This is a genomic window from Altericista sp. CCNU0014, from assembly GCF_044923475.1.
GTDB lineage: Bacteria > Cyanobacteriota > Cyanobacteriia > Thermosynechococcales > Thermosynechococcaceae > JAAURS01.
This window is the reverse complement of the sequence record NZ_CP137338.1, coordinates 5,065,003-5,089,337: the sequence shown is the minus strand read 5'-3', so window position 1 is coordinate 5,089,337 and position 24,335 is coordinate 5,065,003. Positions and strand designations below refer to the sequence as shown.

At 52.6% G+C, this 24,335-nt stretch carries 23 protein-coding genes; 7 read left to right on the top strand and 16 right to left on the bottom strand.

Translation table 11 applies throughout. The annotated features are described in order from the left end of the window. Positions 1 to 4 precede the first annotated feature (4 nt). A complete protein-coding gene (locus R6H26_RS24165; RefSeq protein ID WP_404786213.1) occupies positions 5 to 937 on the top strand; it encodes a DNA-methyltransferase in 933 nt (310 codons plus the stop codon). Positions 938 to 957: 20 nt separating this feature from the next. Here the strand turns inward: R6H26_RS24165 and R6H26_RS24160 are convergent, their stop codons facing one another. The 5 genes from R6H26_RS24160 to R6H26_RS24140 form a co-directional block, all read right to left on the bottom strand. Next, on the bottom strand, positions 958 to 1,569 hold the full coding sequence (locus tag R6H26_RS24160; protein ID WP_404786211.1) for a hypothetical protein: 612 nt from the start codon (positions 1,567 to 1,569) through the stop codon (positions 958 to 960). 62 nt (positions 1,570 to 1,631) lie between these two features. Further along, positions 1,632 to 2,195: a Tfp pilus assembly protein FimT/FimU gene (locus R6H26_RS24155; RefSeq protein WP_404786209.1), complete on the bottom strand. Its 564-nt coding sequence runs from the start codon at positions 2,193 to 2,195 to the stop codon at positions 1,632 to 1,634. Beyond that, positions 2,173 to 2,913 (bottom strand): type II secretion system protein J, encoded by a 741-nt coding sequence (locus tag R6H26_RS24150; protein ID WP_404786207.1) that lies wholly within the window; start codon positions 2,911 to 2,913, stop codon positions 2,173 to 2,175. The genes R6H26_RS24155 and R6H26_RS24150 overlap by 23 nt, the downstream gene beginning before the upstream one ends. Before the next feature lie 145 nt (positions 2,914 to 3,058). Further along, complete coding sequence (locus R6H26_RS24145; RefSeq protein ID WP_404786205.1) at positions 3,059 to 4,468, bottom strand: hypothetical protein; 1,410 nt, start codon at positions 4,466 to 4,468, stop codon at positions 3,059 to 3,061. A 118-nt stretch (positions 4,469 to 4,586) separates the two neighbouring features. Further along, a complete protein-coding gene (locus R6H26_RS24140) occupies positions 4,587 to 5,801 on the bottom strand; it encodes a TetR family transcriptional regulator (protein WP_404786203.1) in 1,215 nt (404 codons plus the stop codon). A gap of 201 nt (positions 5,802 to 6,002) precedes the next feature. On the opposite strand from R6H26_RS24140, the gene R6H26_RS24135 reads away from it, so the two are divergent. Further along, on the top strand, positions 6,003 to 6,857 hold the full coding sequence (locus R6H26_RS24135; RefSeq protein WP_404786201.1) for an acyl-CoA desaturase: 855 nt from the start codon (positions 6,003 to 6,005) through the stop codon (positions 6,855 to 6,857). A 121-nt stretch (positions 6,858 to 6,978) separates the two neighbouring features. Here the strand turns inward: R6H26_RS24135 and R6H26_RS24130 are convergent, their stop codons facing one another. Continuing rightward, entirely contained in the window at positions 6,979 to 7,821 is an 843-nt protein-coding gene (locus R6H26_RS24130) for a COP23 domain-containing protein (protein ID WP_404786199.1), read from the bottom strand. 284 nt (positions 7,822 to 8,105) lie between these two features. Between R6H26_RS24130 and crtR the strand changes: the two genes are divergently transcribed. The 4 genes from crtR to R6H26_RS24110 all read left to right on the top strand — a co-directional run bounded on the left by crtR (position 8,106) and on the right by R6H26_RS24110 (position 11,640). Beyond that, positions 8,106 to 9,113, top strand: coding sequence for a beta-carotene hydroxylase (crtR, locus tag R6H26_RS24125; protein ID WP_404786198.1), 1,008 nt, complete (start codon positions 8,106 to 8,108; stop codon positions 9,111 to 9,113). 121 nt (positions 9,114 to 9,234) lie between these two features. After that, positions 9,235 to 10,254 carry an ATP-binding cassette domain-containing protein gene (locus R6H26_RS24120; protein ID WP_404786196.1) on the top strand — a complete coding sequence of 340 codons (1,020 nt, stop codon included), beginning with the start codon at positions 9,235 to 9,237 and terminating at the stop codon, positions 10,252 to 10,254. A gap of 70 nt (positions 10,255 to 10,324) precedes the next feature. Continuing rightward, positions 10,325 to 11,224, top strand: a complete 900-nt coding sequence (locus tag R6H26_RS24115) for an ABC transporter permease (RefSeq protein ID WP_404786194.1) — start codon at positions 10,325 to 10,327, stop codon at positions 11,222 to 11,224. Positions 11,225 to 11,271: 47 nt separating this feature from the next. Further along, positions 11,272 to 11,640, top strand: a complete 369-nt coding sequence (locus R6H26_RS24110; RefSeq protein ID WP_404786192.1) for a hypothetical protein — start codon at positions 11,272 to 11,274, stop codon at positions 11,638 to 11,640. Positions 11,641 to 11,716: 76 nt separating this feature from the next. Here R6H26_RS24110 and R6H26_RS24105 read toward each other — a convergent pair whose 3' ends face one another. The 7 genes from R6H26_RS24105 to ftsY form a co-directional block, all read right to left on the bottom strand. Beyond that, complete coding sequence (locus R6H26_RS24105; RefSeq protein ID WP_404786190.1) at positions 11,717 to 12,280, bottom strand: Uma2 family endonuclease; 564 nt, start codon at positions 12,278 to 12,280, stop codon at positions 11,717 to 11,719. Positions 12,281 to 12,460: 180 nt separating this feature from the next. Continuing rightward, positions 12,461 to 12,931 carry a pentapeptide repeat-containing protein gene (locus R6H26_RS24100; protein WP_404786189.1) on the bottom strand — a complete coding sequence of 157 codons (471 nt, stop codon included), beginning with the start codon at positions 12,929 to 12,931 and terminating at the stop codon, positions 12,461 to 12,463. Positions 12,932 to 13,377: 446 nt separating this feature from the next. After that, positions 13,378 to 13,827, bottom strand: a complete 450-nt coding sequence (locus R6H26_RS24095) for a TerB family tellurite resistance protein (RefSeq protein WP_404786187.1) — start codon at positions 13,825 to 13,827, stop codon at positions 13,378 to 13,380. A 59-nt stretch (positions 13,828 to 13,886) separates the two neighbouring features. After that, complete coding sequence (locus R6H26_RS24090) at positions 13,887 to 15,659, bottom strand: N-acetylmuramoyl-L-alanine amidase (protein ID WP_404786185.1); 1,773 nt, start codon at positions 15,657 to 15,659, stop codon at positions 13,887 to 13,889. A 101-nt stretch (positions 15,660 to 15,760) separates the two neighbouring features. Next, complete coding sequence (gene thyX / locus R6H26_RS24085) at positions 15,761 to 16,483, bottom strand: FAD-dependent thymidylate synthase (RefSeq protein WP_404786183.1); 723 nt, start codon at positions 16,481 to 16,483, stop codon at positions 15,761 to 15,763. A gap of 113 nt (positions 16,484 to 16,596) precedes the next feature. Continuing rightward, positions 16,597 to 18,027 (bottom strand): PP2C family protein-serine/threonine phosphatase, encoded by a 1,431-nt coding sequence (locus R6H26_RS24080; RefSeq protein ID WP_404786182.1) that lies wholly within the window; start codon positions 18,025 to 18,027, stop codon positions 16,597 to 16,599. 180 nt (positions 18,028 to 18,207) lie between these two features. Then, positions 18,208 to 19,752 (bottom strand): signal recognition particle-docking protein FtsY, encoded by a 1,545-nt coding sequence (gene ftsY, locus R6H26_RS24075; protein ID WP_404786180.1) that lies wholly within the window; start codon positions 19,750 to 19,752, stop codon positions 18,208 to 18,210. Positions 19,753 to 19,930: 178 nt separating this feature from the next. Here ftsY and R6H26_RS24070 point away from each other — a divergent pair, with 178 nt between their 5' ends. Further along, positions 19,931 to 20,089 (top strand): hypothetical protein, encoded by a 159-nt coding sequence (locus R6H26_RS24070; RefSeq protein WP_404786178.1) that lies wholly within the window; start codon positions 19,931 to 19,933, stop codon positions 20,087 to 20,089. Here R6H26_RS24070 and R6H26_RS24065 read toward each other — a convergent pair. The 3 genes from R6H26_RS24065 to pheT form a co-directional block, all read right to left on the bottom strand. After that, positions 20,067 to 21,161, bottom strand: coding sequence for a class I SAM-dependent methyltransferase (locus tag R6H26_RS24065; RefSeq protein WP_404786176.1), 1,095 nt, complete (start codon positions 21,159 to 21,161; stop codon positions 20,067 to 20,069). The two genes, R6H26_RS24070 and R6H26_RS24065, sit on opposite strands and share 23 nt — an antisense overlap. A gap of 138 nt (positions 21,162 to 21,299) precedes the next feature. Beyond that, positions 21,300 to 21,647 (bottom strand): hypothetical protein, encoded by a 348-nt coding sequence (locus R6H26_RS24060; RefSeq protein WP_404786175.1) that lies wholly within the window; start codon positions 21,645 to 21,647, stop codon positions 21,300 to 21,302. A 171-nt stretch (positions 21,648 to 21,818) separates the two neighbouring features. Beyond that, entirely contained in the window at positions 21,819 to 24,293 is a 2,475-nt protein-coding gene (gene pheT / locus R6H26_RS24055; protein ID WP_404786173.1) for a phenylalanine--tRNA ligase subunit beta, read from the bottom strand. Positions 24,294 to 24,335 lie beyond the last annotated feature (42 nt).

Sequence of the window (24,335 nt, the reverse complement as noted above, 5' to 3'; positions counted from 1 at the left end):
AAAAATGCCGCAAAAGCAAGAACGCGCGCCTCGGAATAGAACCATTACGCTAAGTGCCAAAGAGCGAGCTGAGTACAAGACCAGGCTTTTGCAGCTCGACCAACCCGTTGAGCTGCAAAATGTTATAGACCGAATCATCCACCAGGATGTATTTCAGATTCTAGATTTTCTACCCAAGCAATCGGTCGATCTACTTTTAATTGACCCACCTTACAATCTAAACAAAACATTTAATTCCAACAGCTTTAAGAAGACTGGCCTGAGTACGTATACGGATTGGCTGAAGATTTGCCTAGATGGGGTAGAACCGATTCTAAAGCCTACGGCTTCAGTCTATATCTGCTCGGATTGGCAATCTTCTCCAGCAGTGTTTGAGGCCATTAAAGATCGCTTTCAGATCCGCAATCGCATTACGTGGGAGCGGGAAAAAGGGCGCGGAGCGAGTCAAAACTGGAAAAATTCGTCAGAAGATATTTGGTTCTGTACGGTTTCTGACCTCTATACGTTTAACGTGGATGCCGTTAAACTCAAACGAAAAGTGCGTGCCCCCTACACCGTAGATGGCATGCCTAAAGACTGGGAGATGACCGAAACGGGTAACTATCGTCTGACTCACCCTTCTAATTTATGGACAGATCTAACGATCCCATTTTGGTCGATGCCAGAGAATACAGACCATCCCACCCAAAAACCAGAAAAGCTTGTGGCGAAGATGATTCTCGCTAGCTCTAATCCTGAGGGTGTTGTGTTTGACCCCTTCCTGGGTTCAGGAACCACTGCTGTGGTTGCTAAGAAATTGGGTCGGCGATATTTTGGCGTGGAACTGGATGAGATGTATGCTTGTTTAGCAGAAAAACGCCTTCAAATCGCTGAAGCTGAACCTTCGATTCAAGGCTATTCTGAGGGCGTATTCTGGGAGAGAAATACGCAAAGCTAGATACCCTAGCAATAAGAAGCTTAATTAGAGCGCAATTTTGAGATACTTCTCGAATAAATTCTTGAATTAACGTCAGAGGTGGACGATAACCCCGAACTATCAGTAAAAAGGCCGATCAGGTAAACATCAGCAACTTTTCCAGACGAGTCAATGCAAGCATAAAAGCCTTGTCGATTCGATACGCTAGGGATTGGTAACCCCGTCGAACAGGCAGTGTTAGGACCAGAGGTATTAATCGAATCGACCAATACATTCGAGTTGTAGCTGCTGGTGTTGTAAGAGCCATCAGGATTGATATCGGGTCCCCAACGAATCAGGTTATTCGGTCCCAACCAAGGAGATTGTGCTGGGGCAACATAATACACAATAGGCTTTGGCAAATTAGGAACCGTCAGAATGAGTACAACTTGGCTCCCAGGTGTTAATGTGGGAAACCCAATAATTCCAGACGTACTCCCGGACGGACTAATGGCACTTGCCGATCTAACTTCATCCGTAATATAGTTCAATGCCCGATTTAGATTTTGTCGCTGAATGGACGATGCATCCGCTGTATTCTTAGAACCTAGAATCGAGATTAAACCATAGCCTGCCACCCCAAGAATCGCCACGGTAGCGATCGCGGTTACCATTAATTCGACTAATGTAAACCCGCTCCAAAAACGAGTTCTGCTCCAATAACAATAGGTTTGTTTCATTGTGCTTTTGTTTCGCAATTGCTAGCCGACACTGAAGCGGGGGGATTGGAGGGGCTATTGTATCTTCCGATTCTGATCATGCCAATCCCTTGGGAAATTGCAAGACATTTCATGGGAATTGAGCTATTGGGCTTATAGATGACAAAAACGTTTACATTCGAGGTCGTTCCTCTAAAGGTAAAAGCAATGGCAGGTGTGGTATTTACAGCATCGGTTGCCATCGCAAACCCGGCACTTTGATTCGAATTCGAACTAAAACCTGTATTATTGAGACTTCTGCTGCCAGTGGGGAGGCAATTGGCATAGCCGGAAGTGGATGCAACGGTAAGCGCACTGGTGTCGATTGTGACGCTACAGAGTTGACTGGTGCGAATGGACTGCTGCTGGACCTCTTGAAGGGCACCTTGAAGTTTAGCTAGGGCGCTATCGAGCTTATATCGGTCGCTCCAAGCTGAGAAGCTAGGCACGGCGATCGCGCCGAAGATCCCTAGAATAACGACCGCGACCATCGCCTCTATGAGGCTGAAGCCCGTTTTTTTACGGACAGCCAAATGCAGCATAGGGAACCACCTTGGTCTGGAGGGATAGAACTTCAGCACCGCCACCGCTGGGCAGCACGGAATAGGTCAATGTCAACGTTTGATACGGAGCAGTATTAACAGGTGTTGCAGTCCGACTCAGGGTGTAGGATGTGCCTGAAATCGTTTTTGAACTTATAAGAACTGGGGCTAAATCTGCTGCAAGCGCCTGGGCCAAACCAGTCGTACTAGAAGTTGCGTTGCAAAATTTGGGGGAGGAAGAAGCTCCGGCGGCCCATACTTGAGCGCCGCTAATTTGGTCTGTGTTTAATGGGGGAGTAAAGGAGAGCGTCGTACCGCTAATACCGGAAATTGTATGAAAAACAGAGTCGTCTCCAATTTTGAGGGTATCACCGGGTGCCATAGAGATGCTGCCAACATTCGTTCGATTAACTGTAACCGAGGTGGCGCCAGCCGCTGCGTCGGCGCTTAAGGCGGCAATTTTAAACTGGGAGGCATTGAACTTAACATTCTCTAGATCTTGCTGTATCCAATCTCTGGAAACACCAGATTGTCGTGCTTTAAGTCTAAACATTCCGGCATAGACCACCATTGCCAAAAGATTACTCACTAACAACGTCATGACAAGGGCTGCAACGATTACCTCTACCAGCGTAAAGCCGCGATCCCAGCCTGCGTCAGATGGAATCGAAACTGCTCTCGGAAAAGCAGTACTTTGAAATGGAAAAGGGGAAGCCATCGTTCTTCTCATACGAGTGAATCTGAGCGTGCAGGCGTTTAGGGTCGCTCGAAAGTGGATTGCTAGAACTGAAAGCACTCCAAAAATCGCCCGATAAATTCTATGGGTTTGTTTGGGTTCCCATATTGGTTTAGTAATGGTGCCATCAAGTTGGGGGATCGATCGCGACACTACCAGGAAGCTGTACTTCTAACTGAGATTGATCGACTGTAGCTTGATTGATATAGGCATTGCCAGATGCGCTCCAGGTGTTTGCCCAAATCGAACCTGTCACGTTCGCACCGCCGCTCATTGTGTTTACCTCGGAGTTTGGACCAAAGATAAAGGCACTCATGTTAGAGCCGCCGCTTAATTGAATTTTTCGAGATCCGTAAACGTAGACCTGAGCATTTTCCGCGCCGCCGCTATTCGTGATGGGCGGAGGATTTGTCGTAGAACCTCCAGACAACGATACATCTCCATTGACGTAGAGCGTCATCTTTGAGCCGGGAGTTACGATAATTCGAGTTCCGCCGCTGGTTGAAAGCGATCCCTGCAGGTACAGTGCAACTTTATCGCCCGTCCCTTTGCCAACGGTAATTTGCGAACTCCCGCTGAGGGCGATCGATTTCCCCCCCGATTCACCGATACTGTAGGTATAGACATTGCTTGCATTGGCTGTATCGCCCGTTTGCGGGAGCGCGAACGTATCCGAACCCGATAAACTGATGGCCGAGATACTATAAACCCCCGATCCGGTGGTCGGCGCATTAAATACCCCCCCTCCTGGGAGGGAAGGAAAAGCTAAGCCGGGGGTCTTAGTATTCGTCCCATTGAGGTATGGCTGTAAGTTAGTTGTGGCACTCCCGTCAAGACTGGAATCTCGAAAATCCGCATTGACGGCAGCTGAGCCGCTTGCTTTTGTCCCCGTTCCACTTTGAACCCACAATCCGGGAAATGACAGCGAAGATGCTACCGCTTTTACATTCATCGTCACCGACAACCTGCTCGTCGCTGTTGCAGCACTGGCTGTTGCCGTATTGCCACTCCCTATTTGCTTGACTCGACCCTCCACAACTAGAGTGCCTGTTCCCAGCAGTCCGGGGGGCGGACTAACTGCAGGAGTAAAGGTATAGTCAATCAACCGATACTGACCCTGAGCTGCATTAGAGCTGTCGATATCTTTCCATTGCTGGGTTGCTGTAGCAGCGATGGTTGCCGGACTGGCGCTGGCGCCGCTGGAAGCCAAGGTTGGCCAAAGACTTGAATTCGTCGCTGTTGCCCAAGTCTGAACGGCTGTATCGGCACAGGTTCCGTTGGTATTCCAACTGTTGCAGGCACTACTCGTTGCGATGGTACGGTTCGCATTAATAAAGCCTTGCACGATGGCAATCCCTGATTCTGCTGTGGCTTGACTTTGGGCCGTGGCATCTTGACTGGAATTCGTGACCCGATCGCCTTGGGATTTAAGCACCATAGTCAAACCGACCAAAAGCATCAGAAACCCGAAAGCCAGGACGACTGGCAGCGCAAATCCCCCTTTATCCGACAGTTTCCAGCAAGCGTGACGACCCATCTTTCTAGATAACTGAAAAAGACAATATTCTTTATTCAATGTTAATTACGGATTGACAAGTCCGGCCTCGGTATCTTTACGCAACTTTATACAAAAGGTCTATTGTTTTGATACTGTTTTACAAAATCTCCAGTCGGCTCGCTTTTTGGTCTAAGCGCGTGGCCTGGGCGATCGCCGTCCGTTCTTTGGCCCGTTGGGCATAGGGCTGAAGCTGCATCAGGTCGAGTCCGGTCAAAATGCTCAGGTTTTCGAGACTGATGCCCCGCAGCAGCATATCGATGCACCAGGTTTGCCGCGCCTGTTCCAATTGAGGCGGCTGTCCCGACGGGGTTACCTGCCCTTGCGTCCAGGTTTGCCACCGCTCTTGAAGTTCGGGCAGTTCTAACGGTTGACCTTCTGCATTCAAAAATAAAGCAGCTTGACCATCTTTACGACTCTTGAGCCACCGGGTGAGGGGATTGGCCGTATAGGACCCGTAGCGTCTCCCCAAAACCCACTGATTCACGGGCACCTGTCGCGCCTCAACGCGCAGCACGTGTTGATGGGCATCGCCGATCGAGTGCGATCGCTCTAATTTCAGCAGCTCTTGAGGCGTTAGCCCTGCCGCAAATAAAACATAGGCCAGGGCAAAATCCTGCACCCCCTTCTTCTTGGCCTGCTGGAGAATCTCATGCACGAGATTTGCAGGCAAATCTGCAACCTCTGGGGCCGAACCGTGACGCTCCGAACGGACCAGCTCCCCAGCAGGCGATACCGCTCCTTGGAGGAAAAGCTGCACGACCGCATCCAGAAAGTCGGCGCGGTCTTGCCAAAGCTCGTGAAATTCGCTCGTCAGCTCGATGACGGCGTAGCCCAGAATCATCCCGTTCAAGAGGCTGGCTAGCTTTTCCGGCGGCAGAGAAGATGCCAGCTGCCCCCGATCCATTGCCGCTGCAAGGTACTGAGCCACGTAGCGATTCGCCGCCGTTAACCCCTGACCTAAAGCACGCCGATTTTCTGCCGGAAACCGATCGGCCTCGCCCACGACCGAACGGACTAGCTCAGGCACCCGTTCCAGCGCTGCCAGACATTCGCTGGTATAAGCTTGCAAAGCTTGCCCGATATTGTCAGTGGGACTTGCGCGATTGAGAAGCGATTCACCTAAATGCCGGAAAGCCGACGATTCCTCAATCACTGCCAGCAGCAGCCCGTGCTTATTCCCAAAATGCCGAAATAGGGTGACTTCATTCACCTCGGCCCGCTCCGCAATGCTGCGCGTAGTCGTATTCCCGACGCCTTGGGCCGTAAATAGCTCTAGAGCAGACTGAATCAGGCGATCGCGGGTTGAAGTCATAGGGCCATCAAAAATTAATTGTAAGTGCCGCTTGCATTTTTAGGCGGGTGTTGCTAGCATGGCAACATGCAAGCGTTACTTGCTTTCTCTACTGTAGCGGTCTAGCCGATAAAAATCGAGGATTGTTCATCTGGCAAGATGTCTCGCTCTGGCGGTTTAAGGTTTAGCCCTTCGCTGCATTGCCTACCGAAAGGATTTTTTATGACTTCAACCCCTATGCCTACTGCCCCCACGGGCGGTCATTCGTCTGCGCTCAATTGGACCAATGTTGGATTTTTTGGCGCGTTTCATGCAATCGCGCTGTTGGTTGCCCCCTGGTTTTTCTCCTGGTCGGCGATCGGAGTGGCGCTGCTGCTGCACTGGCTCTTCGGCGGCATCGGCATCTGCCTGGGCTATCACCGCATGCTCAGTCACCGCAGTTTTCGGGTTCCGCAGTGGTTAGAGTACGTTATTGTCACCCTGGGCGCGCTGGCGATTCAAGGCGGGCCTACCTTTTGGGTGAGCGGTCACCGCCAGCACCACGCCCACACCGAACATCTCGAGAAAGACCCTTACTCCGCGCGGCGCGGCTTCTGGTGGAGCCACATGCATTGGATTCTCAGCCCCCAACCGGAATTCTTCGACGCCAACCGCTACCAAAAATTTGCGCCAGATCTCACGCGCAACGCCTATTACCGCTGGCTGGATCGTAACTTTTTACTCCTGCAAGTTCCCCTCGGTCTCGTGCTCTATGCCTTAGGCGGATGGTCCTTTGTGTTGTACGGCATCTTTGTGCGCTCCATCTTGCTGTGGCATTCGACCTGGTTTGTCAATTCCGCATCCCATCAGTGGGGCTACCGCACCTTCGAGTCTGACGATGGCGCTCAAAATCTCTGGTGGGTCTCGCTCCTGACCTATGGCGAAGGCTGGCACAACAATCACCACGCTTACCCCCACGTCGCCAAGTCGGGCTTCCGTTGGTGGGAGGTGGACGTGACCTGGTGGGCGATCGCCCTGTTGCAGAAGCTCGGCTTAGCCAAAAAAGTCGCGATGTATCCCCCGAATCTACAGCCATAAAGCTGACCGATCGCTAACCAAAAGCCCTGTAGGAAGCAAAAGCAGTTTCTTACAGGGCTTTTTGATGGGACAAACCCAGCAGTTCGAGGACTTCTTCAAGCCCTCGAACTGCTGGGTTTGTTTAGCGGAAATTATCGGGATTGAGGCGAAGCCCCTGCTGGTTTGAGCGCGGCCCTCTCTGAATCCGCACCCCATTGGTCAGCCCGACGCCAGTTCCGCCATCTGCTGTAGAAAGGTAGGGTTTGAGGTTAATATTGCGGTCTGCATCGCTGCCCGACCAAGCCGAGGTGCTGCCCAAAACCGATAAGCCTAGGTTCACTAAATTGTCGGTTAGGTTGACATTTCCGTTTCCTCGGCTGACATAGGTATTGACCCCCTGGGTCATGGTGCCGCCATCGGCAACCGTCAGATTTTGAAATACGGAATTTCGCGTCGTCACGGGATCCTGTCCGGGCGGAACCGTAAATACAATCCGGCAAGAGGGATTGGATTTCGTCGTCGCGCACACGATGTTATAGCCGTTTTCTGTGGAAGTGCTGAGCTCGTTGAGCCCGTCGGGGCGATATTCTTCGAGGCGGCGGCTAATTTCGTTGCAGCGCTTCTCGGCCACCCAGCCGTTGCCTAAGTCTTTGGGGACGGCCCACGGAAACGCTTCGCTAGAACGGTTTTCTGGACTGTACATGACGGTATACTGACCGTTCCAGATCTGGCAAAAGAATCGAGGCGAGGCAGCGCTGGTGGAGTCGGATTTTTTGGCAGTGCCATCGATCGCAGCAGAAGACTTTTGGGTTTCAGGGGCGGTCGCTTCGGCACCTACCTTGGGCAAACTAGAGCTAGAACTGGTTTGCGCTTGGCCGATCCACGCGCTGGAAGAGGCGATCGCCATCATGCCCGCCAGCCCAACAGAACCCAACAATCGGAAATCTGCGTTAACCTTCTGATGGCGCTTCCTACCGTTATCCATGGAACTTATCCCGTTGTATACACTGATGGTTGTAACTTAAGACAACTCATCCCGCAACAAGGTTCCAGGCAGCACCTCGGGCGGTTTAGAACGGCCCTAGGGCGATTGCATGCTTCAATGCCCGACAAATCGCGCTTTTTTGAACTTGACTTCCGCACAGACGAACTTTTTTATGAGAAAACCTGCCCATAAACTCGGAAATCTGTCACAAAACTTTAATATAAGGCAAGGTCTGTCGTATACTACCTTGAGAATAATGGCGACTAAGCAAGGATTGTCGGTTAATGCTAGCTGAAATTCAACCCCGGACGGTTCCGTATGAATTTTTGGGTCCTCCAGGGGCATTTAACCCCACCTTGCTAATGCTATTAGCATCCATTTTTCTGATTGTTGGCTCGACGCTGGGGTATTTTCTAGGCTACCTCCCCCATGGTGTTGTTTTTATTCTTAACGTGTTGGCGCTTCATCTGGCGGGGACTGTCATTCACGATGCGTCCCATAATGTTGCCCATCGCAACCGCATTATGAATGCAGTCATGGGTCATGCCAGCGCTTTAATTTTGGGGTTTGCCTTTCCGGTCTTTACGCGGGTGCACATGCAGCACCATGCCAACGTTAACGATCCTAAAAACGACCCCGATCATTTTGTCTCGACCTGCGGCCCGCTTTGGCTGATCGCACCGCGCTTTTTCTACCACGAGCTGTTTTTCTTCATCCGCAAGCTCTGGCGGAAGTTCGAGCTCTTAGAATGGTTCTTGAGCCGTTTGTTTATGGTGAGCGTGGTCTGGTTTGCCTCTTCCCACGGTCAGTTGGGCTACATCATGAACTATTGGTTTACGCCAGCGCTGGTGGTGGGTCTTGCCCTGGGCTTGTTTTTCGACTATTTGCCGCACCGCGACTTTCAAGAGCGCGATCGCTGGAAAAACGCGCGGGTCTACCCGAGCGCGCTGCTTAATATTTTGATTTTGGGTCAGAACTATCATTTAATTCACCACCTTTGGCCATCGGTGCCCTGGTATAAGGTTCAGCCTGCTTATTATGCCGTCAAGCCTTTACTTGACACGAAGGGTAGCCCCCAAACCCTCGATATTTTCAACCGCAAAAATATTGGCGGCTTTTTGTACGATGCCTTGATTGGGATCCGGTTTCATCGCCACGATCGAGCAGTATCAGACGGGACTGACAACGTGCTGCTGTTAGAAGAAAAGCATCAGTTGGCAGAACTCTTGCGGGAGCAAACGGCTGAAGCGCGCGAGTCCGCCAGCTTGCAGACAACCGATCGCGCGGCCTAAGCTGGCTGCGTTTCAACGCACCTGAACGATCGATCTCGACGAATCTACTGAAGAAGGGCGTTCATAAGTCTCATCTGCTCTTTAGAATAGAGATGTTGAGATTTATTGAGATGGACTGTCTATGGCTCCTGCCGTCCTCGTCGAGCAGCTCCAGAAACGCTATGGAAGCGCTGAAGCGGTCAAGAATGTCTCTTTTCAGGTAGAGCCTGGAGAAATTTTCGGTTTGCTGGGGCCTAATGGCGCGGGCAAGACGACGACGTTGCGCTGCATCTGCACTCTCACTGCACCCGATGCAGGCCGCGTTGAGGTATCTGGGATTTCCGCGCTCGAACAACCGAAGATGGCGCGGCAGCTTTTGGGCTACATCGCCCAAGAGGTCGCCCTAGACAAGGTGCTGACGGGTCGCGAACTGCTTCAGCTTCAGGCAGCGCTCTATCATTTGCCGAAGGCGGCGATCGCCCCCAGGATCGAGTCCATTACGGAGCGGCTGGGCCTCACGCCCTGGGCCGACCAAAAAACGGGCACTTATTCCGGCGGACTTAAAAAACGGCTCGATCTGGCGGCAGGGTTGCTCCACGAACCTGCGGTCTTGGTCTTGGACGAACCAACGGTGGGTCTCGATATCGAGAGCCGTCGCGTGATTTGGGATTTTTTGCGCCAGCTCCGCGATCGCGGGACGACGGTACTGCTCACCAGCCACTACCTTGAAGAAATCGATGCCCTAGCCGACCGGGTGGCGATTATCGACCGGGGGCAGGTGATTGCCGAGGGGACGCCTTCGGCGTTGAAGGATCGGGTGGGGGGCGATCGCATTACCTTAAAAATTCGCGAGTTCACCTCTCTGGAGGAGGCGGAGCAAGCCAAAAGCTTGGCTGCTGCTCTGCCTTTTGTTCAGGATGTCATTATTAATAACGCGCAAGGCAATTCTCTGAATTTGGTGGTCGCCTCCCAAAGCGATGCGATCTCGGCATTACAGCAGGCGTTAAAAGCGGCAAATCTGCCCATTTTTGGGATCGCTCAAGCGCGGCCCAGCCTAGATGACGTGTATCTTTCTGCGACGGGTCAGACGCTTTTAGATGCAGAAATGGCAGCAGCCAGCCAGCGAGACCCCAAAGTAGAGCGCAAACAAAGCATGCGCTAGAGTCGCACCCTTCTTTTTTCTCTTGATTTTTCCTCTTGCAGGATTTCAGAACAGCGTTGGACTTAAAGCAATGACTAGTACCTCTGTTAAACCTCAATCCAGCCCTCAGTCTTTAGCTGACAAAGCGTCAGCTCAGCTCAATGCCAAGCCGCCAAGCTTGTTCTCCCCCGAATTCGTGCAGGAAACGCTGGCATTGTCGCGACGGTTGTTCATTCAACTCCAGCGTCGGCCTTCTACCCTGATTGCGGGCATCGTACAGCCTCTCATGTGGTTATTGCTGTTTGGGGCGTTGTTTAAGAACGTTCCCCAGGGCATGTTTGGCGTCAGCCAAAGCTACGGTCAGTTTCTGAGCGCTGGAGTGATCGTTTTTACAGCCTTTAGCGGTGCGCTCAATGCGGGCTTACCCGTCATGTTCGACCGCGAGTTCGGTTTTTTGAATCGTCTGTTGGTTGCGCCTTTGGCTTCGCGATTTTCGATCGTGCTGGCTTCGGCTATTTTTATCACTACCCTGAGTCTGATTCAGACAGCTGCCATTATGGGACTCAGCTACGCGCTGGGCGCGGGGCTCCCCAATGTTTTGGGGCTGGGGATCGTGGTGCTCATCGTCCTGCTGCTGGTATTGGGAGTGACGGCGTTGAGTCTAGGGCTGACGTTCGCTTTGCCAGGACACATCGAACTGATTGCTGTCATTTTTGTTACCAACTTACCGCTGCTGTTTGCCAGCACTGCCCTCGTGCCACTGGCTTTTATGCCCACGTGGCTTCAGATTGTGGCCAGTCTCAATCCGCTGAGCTTTGCGATCGAACCGATTCGCTACATTTACCTGCATAGCGATTGGACGTTCTCTAGCATTGTGATGCAGGCACCCTGGGGCAACCTATCCCTGGGGATGACGCTGTTATTGTTGGCGGGGTTTGATGCGATCGCCCTTGTCAGCATCCAGCGCCTACTTCAGCGCAAGCTTGCTTAGCGATCGAGTCAAACTTCATTCACAACTGGTTTAAGGCTTTTGCGCCTATGCCTCCAAACTACTGGCTACAATTTGTCGAAGTTCATCACTTGATAGGTAAGTCTGTTTGCTTGGATGAAGACACAGATTTATCTACGCTAGGTGCGGACATGCAATTTCTTACTGTAGAACAATCAATTGATGAACTGACAAATTTCTGGCCAGGCATCGGCGTTGCAAAAGACGGATACATACCTATCGCTTGGTGCTCAACTGGCAGCGGCGACTACTACTACATCAATATCAATGACGGGCCAAACGGGCCTCTCTACCGTGTGTTGCACGATAGCGTTGGACCCGAAGGATACAATGCCATGGATGCTGTGGCAAAAGTTCTCGACCACTATGAAGATCTACTTCCCTCTGTCGAACCCTAACTTTTCCATCAAGACGGATGTCCTCCAATGCTGCACACCTGCGCTCGCTGCTGACAGACCGAATACTTTTCACAAACTACAGCAACAACCAAGAGAACAAATCCCTTACCGTTAGATTTAACCCTTTGGCAAACGAAGGGACCGGGATCAGTTCATCTGGCTCATCAAACACTTCAACCTCTTGCTTGGGACGGTAAACAAAGATTGTCTTTTCGCTGGGATCGATTAACCACCCAAGTTGAGCGCCATGTTTCAGGTAATGCAGAATGTTTTTGGTGACTTTTGTATGATTCTGATCGGGAGATAAAATTTCAATCGTCCAATCTGGCACGAGGAGAAAGGCATTGGCGATTTCTCCCGTTTCATCCCGTGGGATTCGATTCCAAACAAAGACTGCGATGTCAGGTACGATTGAGCGGCCCCCAAATGTACACCGCAATTCTGGAAAGGCACAAGCGATTTTTTGAGGCTTGACTACTCCATTAATAGCGGGGACAAATTCTCCTTGAATCCGGCTATGTTTCCCTTGCGGCATGGGTTTCTGAATAATTTGACCATCAATATACTCGCTGGCAGGTTTGGTTTCTGGTTGTTTCAGAAACTCCTCTAAAGTCAGTATTGCGGATGGTGTTTGTACCATTTCAGGGCTATCTCCAGTTTTGCTGGGTCAAGTTCTTTCTTCTATTTTACAGACGTACCGGATCTATTAAGACTAACATTCCATGCCGGAAGAATTTCCTTAACGTTCGCGCTCACCGGACGCAGAAGACCTTTGCTACTAACCGACCATATTGAAACGTCTCGGTGCAGCGCGATTGTTCTACTGCTGCTGCACACTATCACTCCTAACTTCACCATCCGGCATTGTTGTATTAGATAAAATAGACCCTTTCATATAGATACCTGACTCGCCAATTGTCGCCCCTGTAAAATCAACACCAGTCAGGTTAGAACTAACAAAACTCGCACTGACGATATAAGCCCCAACGAGCCTAGCATTAGTCAAATCAGCATCAACAAAATCTGCATGCCCTAAACTTGCTCCACTTAAATCAGCATCTTGAAGCGTAGCAGAATGAAAGCTCGACAGCCCAAAATGAGCATTTTGCAGATTGGCTCGACTCAGATTGATGTTGTCTAAACACATCTCAGCAAGCACGGAATTGCTTAAATCGATATCACTCAGATTCGCTCTAGCTAGCTCATCAGAACCATCAATTTCCAATCCAGAAAAATTTCTCTCTCCACTTGCGTAGCGTCTTAGTAATTCATCAGCCTCAATGCTTGACACTCAATCAACCTCTCTTTCTACTCAAACTACGGCACTTAAGCTGATTCAATTAAACCTAAAGTTGATCGTATTCGTGACATCTGAAAAATCGCTTATTCGCTAATCGCTAAGATGAAGCAGTAGAACTATCTATTCAAACGCGTACAGCGGTCTAACACGTGTAGAAGACATATTATCCTAATATTCCGATCTAACTCCAAAACTCAGGATTTATGCAGCTTTTGCAATCCAACTTCACGTCCAACGGAGTTAGATTGCACTTTTATCAATAAACCATCACTTCACCGAATTAAAATTCCACAAAACTTGGAATTCCTAAAACACAGCGGTCTAATGCTCCTCCACAGCGTATTATCCTGCATTCTGCATATCTCCAGCCCCTCCCATCCTTCAATCCAAAGTTCGGGTACTCAAACGCTTAAATCGAGGTTGTCAAGTCATTCGTCTTAGGCATGTATTGCCGAAAATACATGGCGGAAAAATTTTCCTAACTGCTGCAAAATCGTAGGGGAATGCTCCTTAATATCGAAGAGTGGCTCTGGAGGAGAAGGGATTTTTGCCATGAGCGTGTGAAATTCATCGAGTAGATCGTGCTCGATGTCAGATACTTTGTCATCGGAAATCAAAAGATTTCCAATCGCCGCCAACAATTTCAGCCGCTCTGAGTCAGGGCTATCTTTGAGGTAGTCTACCAACCAACCTTCCGTTTGACCGAGCGACACGGGATGACTCAGTAAAGCCTGCAATTCTGGATCGTGCGCTTGATGATACCGCGCCAGCACCTTATTGAGATAAGTAACCTCCGCCGGGACGAGGTGCCGATCCACCCAAGCCGAACCGATTAAGATTTTGAGCATCAGGTGTTGATGATGCGCGGAATCCGTAACAGTCTGCATCTTAATGGGCCTCTCAATCTCTCTCTTCCATCATGCCTTGCCTTGAAGCTTCCATCCAATCACAACCTGTTTTTTTGCACCCACAGCGCGATGCCCTCCGCTAAAGTTTTAGCTAACTGCTGCTGAGCATCGGGATCGGTAATCCACTCAAATTCGTTGGGGTTAATCATAAATCCGAGTTCGAGGAGGATGGACGGGGCGATCGCCGGACGGGTCAGGGCCAAGTTATTCCAGTACACGCCATAGGACGGTCGCCCCATCTTTTGCACCAAATGGTCGTGCAGAAACACAGCTAATCCTTGAGCTTGAGGGTGATACCAAAACGTGCTGACACCCTTCGTATTCCAAGCATCGCCCCCATCGGGGAGGGCATTGTAGTGCAGGCTGATGGCTAAAGTCGGGACAACCTGCTCGATTTTTTTAACGCGATCGTTGGGATACAGATCCTCATCCCCTTCGCGCGTCGCAACCACCTTAGCTCCCTGACGTTCCAAAGCGCGACGCAGCAGATTGCTGACGACAAGAACCGCATCCTTTTCGGGGTAGCCCGTCGGCCCAACCGAGCCTTTATCATTGGCGCTGCCGTGGCCGGGATCCAGCAAAATGGTCGTGCCCGCTAACGGGGCAGCGGTCGAAGCGAATGGGGGCGGATGCCGGAGGGATAACACCAAGCTCGTCCCCTCATAACGCAGCTGATAGCCCCATTGCTGCTGGTTTTTAAGGTGAAGTTGATACTGGACCTGCCCCGGCGTGACTTGTTGCCAGTCTAACCGCGACAATACGGGGCCGGGGGTTTGCGCGATGGTATCGGTTTGCGCGGTGGTGTTGTAGAGGGTCAAGGTGAAGGTTCCATCGGCCTGCTTGACCGCAACGGGGACGGGAACCTGAAGCGGAAAAATAACGTTGGTGCGATCGGCTTGCGTTTGGACGCGCACGCTGCGGACGATCGAGCGCGGCAACGCACCATTTACGATGGGGCGGGTTTCGCTCTGCTTAATCCAGCCGCCGTAGTCGAGGCGCAACCATTCCCCTTCCCTTCCCGTGACCAAGGCTTGCGTGCCTTTCGGTAGCGGCGTGAGGCGCGAGTAGTCGGTGCTGGGTCCGGTACGGGCCGTTCCTGGGTCGCCAGTCACTTCTGTTACGGGGAGGATTTGGGGTGGCAAGATTGCGATCTTGCCAATGCCGCGTCGAACGATCGCCGTTTTGCCGCGCCGCAGTTCAAAAAGGGGGGTACCCAATTCTCCAGAACCTGACAGTACGGTACAGCCTTGATAGAGTTCAGCCCGAGCGGCTGTCCCTTGCAGCATTGGACTAGGAGAATTTTCTGCGGTCAATACAGCTGAGTTGGGTGGAAGGGTGACGGCCCTCGGCTGCGGGTACAGCGCGACCGCTTGGCGGCCCAGGCGGACCGTCACTTGGGCCTTAGCAGGGGCGATCGCCCCAAAGCAAATCGGCTCGCCGGGCTGTCGGGCGATATCTACCGCAGGCGTCAGCGATCCCTCGGCAAAGGCGAATCCTTTGGGTGCTGGGGGCGCGACCGAAAGCCGCTTCACGACCAGCGTGAGGGTTTGTTCCTGGGCTTTGACGGTGATTGTATTGCTGCCCACCTGAAGCGAAATGCTGGGGGAGAAATGACCGGAGGGGCTGCGATCGCGAACGATCTGCCCGTTGACCGTCACAACTGCATTAGCCGGTGCCGTCCCGATCAAAAAAATTCGAGCTGAAGTTGTTTCGAGATCGGTCGGCGGATAAACGACCTTGAGTGCTGACTGGGCAAAAGCAGGCTGGGTCAGCATTGCCGCCCCTAACACCGTCACTATCCAAGATTTCATAGATTAAGGAAGCCGTACTAGAGTTAGACTCTACCATGGCAGTAGAGCGCGATCGGACATCAATCATCGGGCAGCAAAATACAGGGCGATCGATTGTGGCGCTAAGGTGCCAATGTTCCCTTGCGCCAACGCGTTTTCTCGTACCAAGCCGCAACTTCCGGCATCCAGAGCTGGAATTTTTCAAACATCAGTTCTGTCATGACGCGGGTTTCGGGCTGTACGTCAAACTTGCCCCGAATATCCAACAAATGCATGATGGCACGGGCATTCCCCGACATCACCCAGTGCTGCCGCACGTCAAAGGGAATTAAGCCCCGCGCGTGTTCTTCTGCTAACCCTTGCTCGATGCGCTCCGCGTAGCGCTTGCACCCCTGAAGACACCACTCCAGGTCTTCCTGACGCTGCTCGGCGGTGTATTCGTACTTCTTCCCCTGGCGATCGCTGTAACTCCCCACGGGACGCAAATAGAAGACATCTTCAAGGTCTTCTTTGCCTTCCACTACAGCCAAAATTCTCATGCCTGTATACCGTCCACTCTGTACATCGAAGGACACGTTCCGATGCGTGCGCACCTGCTGCATCACGCTATGAGGGAAGTAGCCAAAGTTCAGTACGAGTTGGGGATGCTCAAACGGACCATAGTGGCCGCGATTGCCTTGGAGCAAATATTTGACGATCAGTTCGCCAGCTTTCACCTCATCTGGGATCCGATCCATCTCGTCGTAGATAAACCCTTCTGCGTAATCTTGATGCATCCCCGCATAGATAATGCGCTGCGGGTTGGGGGTTTGCGAAATCACTTCGACCTTAAAGCGAGGATCCATAGAAAAATAGCGAACTAGGTTGATCTGACGGGCCGCGCGGGCGGAAATTTGCGTTCCATTTTGTCAGAATACAGCACTTTGTGGAAAGCATCTCCCAGGCATCTTACCCCCCTCTATAGAACTGGAAGTTCCACAGGCTTAGGCTTGACCTTCAGCACGATCAGGGTCATATCGTCATTCTGAACGCCTTGGCGTCCGATAAAGGACTGCACTTGGGCAAAGAGGTAATCTAAGATATCCTGCGGGTGCTGGCAGCGGTGACAGGCATCGTAGAAGGCCTTCTCTAAGTTTTCTTCCTCAAAGCGATCGCCGTTGGGATTGGCTGCATCGGTGAATCCATCGGTGTAGTAGATGATGGTGTCGCCCGCATAAAGCTGCACTTGGCTTTCGCAGAATTCGGTATTGATATCCAGGCCGATCAGCATGCCATCCGTGTCGAGGCGCTCGATCCGGTCGGAGTGCGATCGCCACAACAACGGCGGGTGATGGGCTGCGTTGCTGTAAACCAGGGTTTGAGTTTTCGGATCGTACTCCGAGTAAAACAGCGTCACAAACCGATTGGAGGTTTCGAGATCGCCGTACATGACCGAGTTGAGATCCTGTAAAATCCGGGCGGGGGAGTGGCGGTTTAAGATATCCGTGCGCAGCATACCGCGCGTCATGGTCATGATCAGCCCCGCCGGAACGCCCTTTCCCATCACATCCCCAATGACCAAACTCCAACAGTCAGCGTTCGTATTCTGGTAAGGCTGATGGGTGGGATGGGTAAAGGAGACGGGAATGAAGTCGTAGTAGTCGCCCCCCACCTGACTGGCCGTTTTACAAAGTGCCGCCAGTTCTACGCCATCGATGTCCGGGCATTTACTGGGCAACAGCCGCGCTTGAATTTCAGCGCCAATCTCCAACTCCCGCGTGAGGCGCTCTTGCTTGCGCACCTGGGCATTTAGATCGTCGTTCTCAATGGCTACGGCAGTTTGGTCGGCGACGAGCTGCGCTAACTTTTGACGGGTTTCAGTCCATTCGTAGTCTGCACTGCTGCTAAATAGATACAATCGCCCGCGCTCTTGTAATTCTACATGTCGCACCAGAACCGCAGTACTAAACCATCGGTACTCGTCCCCCAACAGACGCTTCAACTGATGCTCCAGCAATGCCGAATACTTCGTGGAGGAGACCGCACTGCCGTTGAGAACCTGGACGGCGGACTCTAGGGCGTAGCGAATTTTTCGAGACTGATTGCTCTCTTGGAAAAAGAGCTGATCGACCGATGCTTGACCGTTGGGTCGAAACAGCACCAAAGCCGCCGCATCCGCATCGGTCACGCGACTCACGATCAGCGGGATGAGCGCGAGAAATTGATTGAGATTATTGAAGCTGCGTAATGAAAAGCTCAGGGAACTGAGCAAATCTTGAACTTTGCGCTGCTCTCGCTGGAGCCGCGCCACCAGCTTTTTCAAGGACGACACCGACGCGCCTGAAGACATTCCCTGGAGCGTTTGCTCGAGAGATTCAGGGGGTTGACTGGGAGTAGGAACCGCAGTCATAAAGGGTGGGTGCGCACCTTCCATTCAAAAACCAAGACCGGGCCAGATTAAGCATCAGCGTTCTGAACAGATAGCTTAACACCCTTATTCCGAAAAAGGTGCAGTGCAATTTAACTTATTGGGATTTGAGGACAAAAGATCTGTTCGTGACGAACAAAAAGCGAAGCGACCCGTGCGCGATTAGCTGCTCAGTAAGGCTTCGACAAATTCGTAGCTAGAGAATGGCCGTAGGTCTTTGATGCCTTCACCGGCACCGATAAATCGAATGGGCAGGCCCAACTGCTGTACGACGGCGAGGGCAACGCCACCTTTGGCGGTGCCGTCAAGCTTGGTCAGAACCACGCCCGAAAGCTGTGCTGCTTCTGCAAAAATCTGTGCCTGCCGCAGTCCATTCTGACCTAGGGTTGCGTCCAGCACCAGTAAGGACTCCACTCTGGAGTGGGGCGCTTTTTTGTCGATAATCTGACGCACTTTCCGCAGCTCGTCCATGAGATTCTTTTTGTTTTGGAGGCGGCCTGCGGTATCGACCAGCAATAACTCGGTCTGTCGAGACTGGGCTGCGGCGATCGCGTCAAAAACAACTGCTGCCGGATCGGTATTCTGTCCGGGGTTTGCAATGACCTCGACATTGCTGCGCTTGGCCCACACCTTGACCTGTTCCACAGCGGCAGCGCGGAAGGTATCGGCAGCGGCCACCAAGCAATTAAAGCCAGATTCAGTGGCGACGTGGGCAATTTTGCCGATCGTGGTGGTTTTACCCGCGCCATTGACGCCCGTCATGAGCCAGATATTGAGCGTGTTTTTTTCTGGCGCAAATACGGGACTGTACTTAGATTTCAGCGGCGCATCCAGAATATCTCGCAAAATGGTTTTGAGATAGGCAAAGGCGGCTTCCGGGGGCAGGGTTTCCTCGCGCATTTTAGCCTGAAGCGCTTTTACGATCGCATCGGTGGCTTCAACGCCGACATCCGCCAGCAGCAGCAGCGACTCGATTTCCATCACCGCGTCTTGGTCGAGCGGCCCTTGACCGACAATGGCTTTAATTTGATTGACAAAGCCGCGACGGGTTTTGCCCAATCCCTGACGGAGCTTTTGCAGCCACGAAATTTCTTCAACAGAGATGTCTTCGGGTTTGCGCCCTTGGGCGGCCAATACTTCCGCAGACCACAGGAAGCCATCGTCAAAGGCGATCGCTGCGCGCCCAGAGTCCGCCGTTTCTTCCGTCTCAACACCTGGCTCAGCAGGGGATGGGGGCGCAATTGGGGCTGTGGGGATAGGGGGCGCGGAATGCTGAGCGGATACGGCCACCTCTTCGATGGCGGTTGCTTTGAGGCGTTCTAGGCGAGCTTGACGCTCTGCGTTGGCTGCGGCCCATACGGGTACGGATGGAGCTGGAACGGGGACTCGAACCTCCTGCGCCGAGGCGTCCGCAGGTTCTTCGCTGATGTCGGTCGCGACGGATTCGGGGGCCGATGCTGGGATTGGAGCTGCCTCGACTGCCTCTGTAGGTTCTGTAGAGGTTTGCTGTCGCTGCTGAATATTTTGGTACGCGGCCTTTGCCCAAGCTAGATAGTCTTCTTGGACGGCTTCGGGTTCGGGGGCGGGTTCTCGATCTGTAGCGGTTGTCTCAGAATCTGATGCGCTGGCGGGCGCTGTATCTTCCAGGGTCGATTCTGATGCGTCTTCTGGCTGATTGAACTGTCGGCGAAACCAATTGAAGGCCATTGCACTGTCCTGAAGCGGCGATCGATCGAATTGAACTTTAATTATATAGAAACCTTACGGGCAGAACGCAATGGCTGTGTTTAACGATCGAGTTCCCAACGCAACCGTTCCCGCTCCCGTTAAGCGCGCGCATCTAAAAACCTTCTGCTCCGATGATTGACGTCTGCATCAATCTGGCATGGATGCCCTGCAAAAACACAATTGCAAATGTCAGTCGATGGATGGGTGGAATGCGATCGCCGCAACTTTGGCGATACAAATGGCGATCGCCGATGCTAGGGGCAAAGCTCTAGAAGTTATTTCATCCGCGATCCTTAAAGGGGCTTGCACGCGGTAAAGTACGTGCTCAAGTAATGCGCCTCGCAGGCAATGTCGGTAAATCCAGCAGACTCAAGCCGCTGGGTGAGATCGTCATGGATGTAGTCTTTGTAATACGGCTCGTGGAAAGTGGATGAAAACCCTTCCATCATGGGCGAGAGTTCCTTAGAGTCGTGCAATTGGATCGAGTCGCAGATGACCAGCATACCGCCGGGCTGAAGCACTCGATAGCACTCGTCGATGACATTCTGGCGGGCCGTCCCCGGCAATTCGTGGAACAAAAACACGCTCGCGACCGCATCAAAATAGCTATCTTGGTAAGGCAGCGCCTCCGCATTGGCTTGAAGCAACTGCGGCAGTTCTCCTGGGTTCTGAGACAGCAATCGATTGGCTTTACGAAGGTAAGCAGGCGATAAATCCACGCCGTAGAGCGAGACCTTAGGGAATGCAGCCCTCAATTGGCGCAGGGTGCGGCCCGTTCCGCAAGCAACATCTAAAATTTTTGGCGAGTTTCCCCTTTCATTTCGGGCAAAAAACCGCTTGAGAAGAGGCAAGATCCGCCGCCGCATCGGATCGGCCATACCGCCGAACAACAGCTCGACTTGAAGGTCGTAAAGCTTTGCAGAAGTATCGCTGAGATAGCCGTCGGTTTGGTAGTGAAAATTTTGAAGGTAATACTTTGGGTATCCGCTGGTATCGATCTCCGCAGAAAAATCCTGATAGCGCTTACTTTGAGCGCGTTGCCACAGCAGGGGCAAATCCAGCCAGACTGCCGGATAATAGCGCGCGACCTCGTCCCAAGGCGTATCGAACAGCAAATCGATGGGATAGAACCCAGCTTGGGCGTCGTTCCAGTCCTGTTCTAAAAGAGCTTCGTAGCGCATTTTTAGGTATGCCAACACCTTTTCGTCGATAACCGGACGCGCCTGCCCTTCCGCGACTGAATTGGCCGGAAACAGCGTTTTGCCGACTTGAGTCGATGCGTTTTTGTGGGCCAAGCCAAAGATATTTTTGCTCCACTGGAGCGCCTGATAGGCAGTTTTTAATGGATTGAAGTTTGCGATCGCGTTAAAGTCAAAAGCGGTTTGCATGGTCGTATTGATAATAAGAAACGTTTCAATACATTACATTTCTTATCATAACAACGATTTTCCAAGCCCGATGCCGCTTTGCCGTCTCTTTTGCCGCCTCTAAAGATAGATTTTTTACGCAAACGGTCCCGTTTCACCTCAGTCCGTTTCGATGTTGATGAGGCCACCTCGGTTGGTCCGGGGTGGATCGCCCACGAGGGGAGCGACGGGCGCGCTAGAAGGGGTTCTTAAGGGCTGAACTGCAAAGTCATCGTCCAGATCTAGGGGGGCAGGCGCGGGTGGGGGGGCGCTGTCTGAGAAAAAATTAGGGTGTGAAGGCGTAATCGGACCGCCCAAGCCAGAGGATGTTTTGTCTATTCCTTTTGCTTGTCCTTGCTTTGGGACCAGAGGAACGGGAAGGCTAGTTTGAGCGGGAGTGCTGGGCATGAAGCCAAACAGCAGGGTTAATAACCCAATGCCAGAAGATGCAGAATGACGTAGGTTCACGATCTTTTCCTCAATAAATGAGTTGTAGATGGTCGCTATTTTCTAGTATTCCCCACAACCTGACAGCGGACGCTACCGCTTCCATCATTATCTCCCGATCGCTCCAACATCCAGTCAACTAGACGACAATTCGATCGCTCGTTCTGTCTGTAACTAGGCAACGCCTGAAATCTAGCTGCGCAAACTCGCTCGAAATTTTTCTTCCAGCGCATCCCGTACCTTTTGATGGATCGGATTGACTTCTTCATCGGTGAGGGTACGGTCGTCAGCGCGGTAGATAAGCCGAAATGCCAAGCTCCGCTGACCTTCCGGGACGCGATCGCCCCGATATTCGTCGAACAGCTCGATGGAGGATAGCAAGCTACCGTTTGCGCTAGAGGCTGCTTTGCGCATCGTCCGCTCGATCTCGGAAACCGAGAACTCCGTCGATATAAAAAAGGCCAGATCTCGATCCGAGGCGGGGAACATGGAGTAGGGATTGAACGCAGAGGAAATCCGCTGCTGCCGTTCGATTCCCTCCAATAAGACCCCCAAATCCAACTCGAACAGGTAGACGTCTTCCGGTAGCTCCCGCTCCTGTCGCAGTTGGGGATGGAGCTGCCCGAAACGCCCCAAGCGCTCGCCCTCGATCCACAGCGAAGCCGTGCGACCGGGATGCAGTCGAGCCTCTTGGCGATCGGGCTGGTACTCGACGTTCAATCCAAGCCTGTCGAAGGTGCGCTCTAGAACGCCTTTGGCTTCAAACCATGATAGCGAAGTATCCGTTTTAGCCTTCTGAAGCCATTTGCCTTGAAACGGCTTGCCGCTAATAACCCCGCCAAGCGCGTGAGCTTCAGCCAGTCCATCTTCTTCTTTCCAGAAAATGCGGCCAATTTCGAATCCATTGAGGGGACCGTTGCCCTGTTCTAGGTTGTATTGGAACGCCGTCAGCAATCCGCTCAACAGTTCGGTTCGCAATGCTGAAAACTCCGCCAGCAAGGGATTGACCACCTTAATCTGCGTTGCCGAACCCGCCTCGCTGGGTTTTGTCCAAGTGTAGTGCATCAGTTCCGTGAGGCCGCTGGCCCGAAAAACTTCCCGCACGCGGCGCAGCAAAATATCGTCGATGGCAAGATATCCTGGCTCGGTCTTGGCAGGCAAGGTTTCGCAGAACTTATCGTAGCCGTGCAATCGCGCAATTTCTTCGATCAGGTCGATTTCGCGCTCGATGTCGCGATGGCGGTGGGGTGGCACTTCAACCAACCACACGTTTTCTCGTGCTGCGGGCTTCAGGCTAAAGCTGAGGGATTCTAATAGCGCTGTCACCTGGGCAGCAGTTAACTCGTCCAGCGTTTCATCCACGCCGTTGCCTTCCAAAGGTCCCAAAATCTGGTTCACCCGTGCCAGCCGCAGCTCGATGGTGCGTTGGGAGGGCGATCGCAAGTCGGCCTTTTGCTGCGCCACCAGCCGCGCCCCGGCCAAGTCTTGGAGGAGCGCGAGGGCGTGGTTGCAGGCAATATCGAGCTGGGCTTCATTGACGCCGCGCTCGTACCGCGTCGAGGCTTCGGTGCGCAGCCCCCCTTGGGCGCGGGCGGAGCGACGCACGGCCACGGGGCTAAACAGCGCTGCCTCTAGCACGATCGCCGTGGTGGTTTCGCGAACTTCGGTGTCTTGTCCGCCCATGACACCCGCTAGGGCGACAGGTCGATCGTTGGCCGCAATGAGCAAGCTTTGGGTTGTCAGCGATCGCTCTTGTCCGTCCAAGGTCGTCAGGGTTTCGTCTGCCTGGGCAAACCGTACCCCTAGATTGAGGGATTTACCGTCCCCCGTCAAGGCGGCGAGCGCGTCGGCATCGAAGGCATGGAGGGGTTGGCCCCACTCCAACAAGATGTAGTTGGTGATGTCCACCACGTTATTAATGGGCCGAATTCCAGCGGCTTCCAGGCAACGCTGGAGCCAAGCGGGCGAAGGGGCGATCGCGATCCCCTCCAAGCGCGTTGCAATGTAGGCGGTGCAGGCTTGCGGTTCGGCAATGGCCACGTTCAAGACCGTCTTTGACGCTTTCAGCTTCGGGGTAGGAACCTGCGGTAGGTTTAGCGGCTTCCCCGTCAGCGCCGCCACCTCGCGGGCAATCCCCACCATGCTCAGGGCATCGGCACGATTGGCCGTAGAGGAGAGATCCAAAATTGTATCGTCGAGCGCCAGCAGCGGACGCACGTCGTCCCCGATCGCAAAAGACTGCACCTCGGGATCGAAGCGATAGATGCCTTCAGATTCTTTGGCAAGGCCCAACTCCGAAAGCGAGCAAATCATTCCGGCAGAGGCAATGCCGCGCAGCTTAGCAGGCTTGATCTTGAGATCCACTTTTGGAAGGTAAGTCCCCAGGGTTGCCACGGGCACAAACTGCCCTGTCGCCACGTTGGGCGCGCCGCAGACAATGGTAGAGGGTTCGGCCTGGCCGATGTCTACCGCACAAACCCGCAACTTATCCGCATTGGGATGCTTCTCGCAACTGAGCACCTTGCCCACCACCACCCCTTCGGCCCAAGTGCGGCGATCTTCAATGTCTTCGACCTCAAAGCCCGCTAAGGTGAGCCGTTCCGCTAAGACTTCAGGAGACTCATCGAACGCAACCAGTTCTCGGAGCCAGTTCAGAGAAATTTTCATGCTTCAGCTTTCAGTTCGATAAATCATTAGGGTTTGGATGAC